The following is a 1,249-nucleotide window of genomic DNA, read 5'->3' on the forward strand; positions in this document are numbered from 1 at the left end:
GAATTGCATCTAAAATGAAGGGGAACAGATATGGCACACCGCCCACCTACTATAACACAACCAGCCATTGCACGTGCTTTACGAGAAGCTAAAAAACAAGGAGCAGAGGTTGTAGAAATCAAGCCTACTGGTGAATTATTAATTCATATCAATAAAATCGTAACACCCAGAACGATAGATAATACTTATAGCATTGACGATTTTCCACCGCTTGAAAATGAACAAAAAGACTACGATACCAGCAAATCGTGTCCCTCTGTTGACGGTATAAAGTTTTAGCCATGCCAAAACGCCGTCCACCGCATCTTGTTCGTGAACGTACACGCTATGGTAAAGTTATATGGTATGTACGTATTGGTCATGGACCACGATTTCGGATTGAAGGAACCTATGGAACGCAAGAGTTTGTCGATAATTATACGCTTGCTCTTAAGCAAGCTCAAAATGGCTCCTCCAAAACAAAGAGGCGTACCAGACTCACAGAAGGGTCTTTCGATTGGTTGTTGCATCAGTATTTACAAAGCATGCAATGGCATAATCAATCAGAATCTACTAAAAAAGTTAAATATCGAATTCTGAATAATGTTTCTAAACATATCGGTAATCGTGCATATAAAAGCATAAACAAACAACACATGCTTGAAGCCGTAGACAGAAGGCGAGAGACCCCCGCGGCTGCAAAACATTTTTTGACCTCTTTAAACGGTCTCTTTAATTGGGCGGTTGATAATGCCCTTTTAAATAGAAATCCTGCCTTTAATATAAAAGCACCAAAATCTTTAAACAGTGAGGGATTACTGCCATGGCTAGAAGAGGACATAGACAAATATTATCACCGTTGGTCACATGGTACACATGAACGCGTCTGGATTGATGTTCTTCTTTATACAGGCTTGCGTCGTGGTGATGCCGTTCGTATCGGCTGGAAAGACGTCAAAGATAATATCATTTATCTCAAAACAGAAAAGAGCCAATTTAAAACAGATGTTTTTCTTCCTATTTTACCAGAACTAGAGGAAACCCTTAAAATTGGTCCCATAGGTAATGAAACATTTATTTGTGGTAAAGGTGGAAATAAGCTTGTCAAAGAAAGTTTTGGCAACCTCTTTCGTGAAGCATGTAATGCGGCGGGTATTAAAAAATCAGCGCACGGATTGCGAAAATTAGCAGCAACACGTGCAGCCAATGCTGGTGCGACAGTTTCGCAAATGAAAGCGCTTTTTGGCTGGACAGAAGATAAAATGGCATC

At 40.1% G+C, this 1,249-nt stretch carries 2 protein-coding genes; both read left to right on the forward strand.

Annotation, left to right across the window (positions count from 1 at the left end; translation table 11 throughout):
• Positions 1 to 30: 30 nt before the first annotated feature.
• The gene (locus ACFIMW_RS09270) at positions 31 to 279 is read left to right on the forward strand and encodes a hypothetical protein (protein WP_375607578.1); all 249 of its coding nucleotides are present in this window, start codon (positions 31 to 33) and stop codon (positions 277 to 279) included.
• A 2-nt stretch (positions 280 to 281) separates the two neighbouring features.
• On the forward strand, positions 282 to 1,249 hold a 968-nt coding region (locus ACFIMW_RS09275), incomplete at its 3' end, for a tyrosine-type recombinase/integrase (RefSeq protein WP_375667133.1).

The organism is Bartonella sp. AC329YNZD, assembly GCF_042196685.1.
GTDB lineage: Bacteria > Pseudomonadota > Alphaproteobacteria > Rhizobiales > Rhizobiaceae > Bartonella.

What these genes read in the sequence shown, in the direction of transcription:
- ACFIMW_RS09270 (WP_375607578.1), top strand. Translation starts at nt 31, where the DNA reads ATGGCACACCGCCCACCTACTATAACACAACCAGCCATTGCACGTGCT.